This is a genomic window from Actinotalea sp. (genome assembly GCF_041597215.1).
Taxonomy (GTDB): Bacteria; Actinomycetota; Actinomycetes; order Actinomycetales; family Cellulomonadaceae; genus Actinotalea.
In genome coordinates this window covers 1-4,112 of the sequence record NZ_JBFHHB010000268.1, presented here as the reverse complement: position 1 = coordinate 4,112, position 4,112 = coordinate 1, and the positions used below count along the sequence as shown (strand labels likewise).

At 70.6% G+C, this 4,112-nt stretch carries 3 protein-coding genes, 1 rRNA gene and 1 pseudogene; 3 read left to right on the top strand and 2 right to left on the bottom strand.

The window, feature by feature from the left end; all coding sequences use genetic code 11:
• Positions 1 to 6: 6 nt before the first annotated feature.
• Positions 7 to 123: ribosomal RNA gene (rrf, locus tag ABWK99_RS14325) — 5S ribosomal RNA — on the top strand.
• Positions 124 to 480: 357 nt separating this feature from the next.
• On the top strand, positions 481 to 1,470 hold the full coding sequence (locus tag ABWK99_RS14320) for a GGDEF domain-containing protein (RefSeq protein WP_372595376.1): 990 nt from the start codon (positions 481 to 483) through the stop codon (positions 1,468 to 1,470).
• 22 nt (positions 1,471 to 1,492) lie between these two features.
• Here ABWK99_RS14320 and ABWK99_RS14315 read toward each other — a convergent pair whose 3' ends face one another.
• Together ABWK99_RS14315 and ABWK99_RS14310 are read right to left on the bottom strand one after the other, a co-directional pair.
• Positions 1,493 to 2,188 (bottom strand): FadR/GntR family transcriptional regulator, encoded by a 696-nt coding sequence (locus ABWK99_RS14315; protein ID WP_372595375.1) that lies wholly within the window; start codon positions 2,186 to 2,188, stop codon positions 1,493 to 1,495.
• A gap of 35 nt (positions 2,189 to 2,223) precedes the next feature.
• A complete protein-coding gene (locus ABWK99_RS14310) occupies positions 2,224 to 3,546 on the bottom strand; it encodes an enolase C-terminal domain-like protein (RefSeq protein WP_372595374.1) in 1,323 nt (440 codons plus the stop codon).
• A 132-nt stretch (positions 3,547 to 3,678) separates the two neighbouring features.
• On the opposite strand from ABWK99_RS14310, the pseudogene ABWK99_RS14305 reads away from it, so the two are divergent.
• Positions 3,679 to 4,112 (top strand): annotated as a pseudogene (locus tag ABWK99_RS14305) (hypothetical protein); the annotation flags it as partial.

The following is a 4,112-nucleotide window of genomic DNA, read 5'->3' as shown; positions in this document are numbered from 1 at the left end:
TAGAGTTTCGGCGGTCATAGCGAGAGGGAAACGCCCGGCTCCATTCCGAACCCGGAAGCTAAGCCTCTCTGCGCCGATGGTACTGCACCGGGGACGGTGTGGGAGAGTAGGTCGCCGCCGAACATCCATTCAGAAAGGGCCACCCCGGCAACGGGGTGGCCCTTTTCTGTTCCCCCGAAGTCGCCGGGAGGGCTTCCACGATTCCGGCCGCACAGTATGCGGTGACGGCGCGGGGCCCCTGGTAGACGTGGGGTCCCCGATGAGCGCGGAACGGCTGGTGGAAGCGGAACGGCTGGTGAGCGTGGGCCGCCCTGCGAGCGTGGGCCGCCCTGCGAGCGTGTGATCCGGCCTCCTACCCCGCCCGCGGGCCGGCGTGCCGGATGGTCGCTCGACCCTCAACTTCTGGCGCCAGGGGCCGATGGGCAGACAGGTGGTCCTGCCGGACGGCCGTCCTGACCACGGAGCGCGAGGTGAGCGGGCATGCCCACGGTGATCGCCCGGGTGAGCTCGGTGCTGCGGTGGACAGAGCGTCCGGAGGTCGCGGCCCTGGTGCTCGCCAACGTCGTGATGGCGCTGGCGGGTATCGGTTCGCTGTTGGCGCCGTTCAGTCCCACCTCACCGCGCGGACTGACGGCCGCCGGAGTCGTCGTGTGTCTGACGACCGCCGGCATGCTCCTCGGATTCGCCGATCGGCTGCGGCCGGGGCACCTACACGCCGCCGTCGGAGTGGGAACGGTCCTGTTCACTGGCTTCGTCGCCAGTACGACGACGCCGGCCGGGACGGTCGTGACGGCGCTCGGCTACTTCTGGATCGCTGTCTACTGCGCGCTGTTCGTCGGCCGCCATGCTCTCGTGGTGCACCTGGTGGTCATCGGCGCGGGTATGGCGCTCGCGTTGGCGGCCGCGGGTGCCGTCGCGCCCGTGCACACCTGGGTCCTGATGATGACGACCGTCGTCGGCGTGAGCACCGTCCTCGAGTCGATGGTCGGTGCCCTGCGACGGCTCGCGACGCGTGACCCGCTGACCCGCGTGCTCAACAGACGAGCGTTCGTCGACGAGGCTCGTCGAGGGATCGCCCGGGCCGCCCGCACGGGTACGCCCATCTCGGTTGCGATGATCGACTTCGACGGCTTCAAGGCGATCAACGACTCCCTCGGTCATGCGGCCGGTGACCAGGTGCTCATCTCCTCGACGGAGGCGTGGCGGGGGATGCTCCGCGCCGATGACCAGCTCGGGCGGCTCGGCGGTGACGAGTTCCTTGTCCTGCTGCCGGGATCGGACCTGGAGTCCGCGCACCAGGTGGTCGCGCGGCTTCGTGCCGTGTCGACACATCCCTGGACCGCTGGGCTCGCCCAGTGGGACGGCGATGAGGTCGACGGGTGGCTCCGCCGTGCCGATGTCGCACTCTACGGTGCGAAGGATCGGGCGCCGGCGCCCGGGAAGGTCCGTTCGCGACCCAGGCCGCGGTGACCGGGCGAGCCCGGTCCGCAGGTCACTCCAGGTCGTTCAGGAAGTCCTCGACCGCGATCAGGTGCGCGGACATCCGGACGCGCGCCCGGTCGACGTCCCCGTCGACCACGGCGGCGAGGATCGCCCTGTGCTCCCGGAGGGAGCGCGCGTCCGCGTCCGGCTCGCTCAGTCCGCGCCGGAGGCGGTGCCGGGCCGTCCTGCCGCCGAGGGCGTCGATGAGCGCCGCGAGGACGGGGTTGCCGGCCGCCCTGGCCACGTGGTGGTGGAACGCGAGATCGGACGCGATCAAGGCGTCGTGATCGGTGCCGGCAGCACCGTCCATGGCAGCAGCGGCCGCGTCGAGCGCCTCGCCCGCGGCCATCAGCTCGGCACCGGGTGGGTGGGCCGCCGCCGCGGCCAGGGCGGCGGCCTCCGTCTCGAGCATGCGACGCACGGCGTGGACGTGCGCCGCGTGGCCCGCGGACTGGAGCTCGACGACGAGACCGAGCGGGCCAGCCAGGAGGCTCGGGTCGAGAGTGGTCACGTACGTCCCCGCGCCCTGGCGCGTCTCGAGCACACCGAGAACGGACAGCGCTCGCACGCCTTCGCGCAGCGAGCTGCGGGAGACCCCGAGCGTCTCGGCGAGATCCTTCTCGACCGGCAGCCGGTCCCCGGGCCCGAGGCGACCGTCGAGGATCATCGCCGTGATCCGGTCGACCACCTCATCGGTGCGGGACATGCCAGGAGTATGCCCGGCCGGGCGGCCGACGGAGCTCACGGCGTCGCGAGCCGGCCGGCCCAGTAGGGGCCGTCAGGGAAGCGGAACTCCGCCACGGACTCGGGGCGCATCCGGGTCGAGTAGCCCGGTAGCCGGGGAGGGACGTAGGCCGCGTCGCGCACGGTCACGGGCTCGACGAAGTGCTCGTGCAGGTGGTCGACGTACTCGGTGATCCGGCCCTCGCGGGTCCCCGAGACCGCCACGAAGTCGAGCATGGAGACGTGCTGGACCATCTCGCACAGACCCACCCCGCCCGCGTGCGGGCAGACGGGCACGTCGAAGGTCGCCGCGAGCAGCAGGACCGCCACGATCTCGTTCAGGCTCGCGAGCCGGCCGGCGTCGAGCTGGCAGTAGTCCATCGCCCCTGCCTGCATGAGCTGCTTGAACATCACCCGGTTGTGGCAGTGCTCTCCGGTCGCGACACCCACCGGGGCCACCGCTCGCTTGATGGCGGCGTGGCCGAGCACGTCGTCCGGGCTCGTCGGCTCCTCGATCCAGAGCAGGTCGAAGGGAGCGAGAGCGCTGGTCCACTCGATCGCCTGCGGCACGTCCCACACCTGGTTGGCGTCGATCATCAGGATGCGGTCCGGGCCGATCACCTCACGAGCGATCCCGCACCGGCGGATGTCCTCCTCGAGGTTCGCGCCCACCTTGAGCTTGATGTGCCGGTAGCCCTCGTCGATCGCCTCCTGGCACAGCCGCCGCAGCTTCTCGTCGCTGTAGCCGAGCCAGCCGGCTGACGTCGTGTAGCAGGGGTAGCCGGTGCGCTCCAGCTCGGCGATCCGCTCGGCCTTCCCGGCTTCCTTCGCGCGGAGCAGGGCGATCGCCTGATCGCGGGTGAGCACGTCGGAGAGGTAGCGCAGATCGGCCACGTCCACGAGCTGTTCCGGGGTCATGTCCGCGAGCAGACGCCAGACGGGCTTGCCTGCGAGCCGGCCGGCGAGATCCCATGCGGCGTTCATCACCGCCGAGAGGGAGAGGTGGACGACACCCTTCTCCGGCCCGAGCCACCGCATCTGGGTGTCCTCGGTGATCGACCGGTAGGTCCCGCCCATGTCCGCGGACATCTCGGCCACGTCGAGGCCGACGAGCATCTGCGCCTGCTGCCTCGCGGCCAGCGCGACGATGTCGTTGCCGCGGCCCGTCGTGAAGGTGATGCCGTGGCCGGCGTACGGGCTCCCGTCCGGTGCTGTCCCGTCCGTGTGCAGCACGACGTAGACGGCGGAGTGGTCGCCGTCCTTGTTCATGGCATCGGATCCGTCTGCCGTGAGCGAGGTGGGGAAGCGGACGTCCTCGACGTCGACGTGCGTGATGCGCATGGGAGATCTCCTTCGGGCCGTGCGCACCACGCTAGACCTAATCATCTGATGAATCCATCCGACTTGCCGGCGAATCTCGCACACGCCGGGCTACCATGCTGGCAGTGACGTAGGAATCATCGGAGGATTGCCATGACTGCTCGACGCGACGGATCCACCTACCGGGTCGGGCTCACGGCGGACTGCGCCAGCCCGGACGGATCGACGATCTTCGGTGACATCGGGCTCGGCCGGCTCACCGATGCGGGGCTGTCCTGGGAGGTCATGCCGCAGGTCGACGGTCCGGTCATGCCGGTCGAGATCCTGGGTGACTACGACGCCGTCCTGTCCTTCGGGCATCTGCACGTCCCGCGTGCAGTGGCGGCGGCCTGCCCCAGGCTGTTGCACGTCGCACGCTTCGGGGCGGGGTTCGACGGGATCGACATCGCCGGTCTGGCCGCCGAAGGGGTCGTCGTCACCACCACGCCGCTCGCCGTGCGTCGCCCCCTCGCGCTCGCAGGGCTCACGATGCTCCTGGCCGTGAGCCACCGGCTCGTGGAGAACCACCGGGCGGCCGGCTCCGGTCG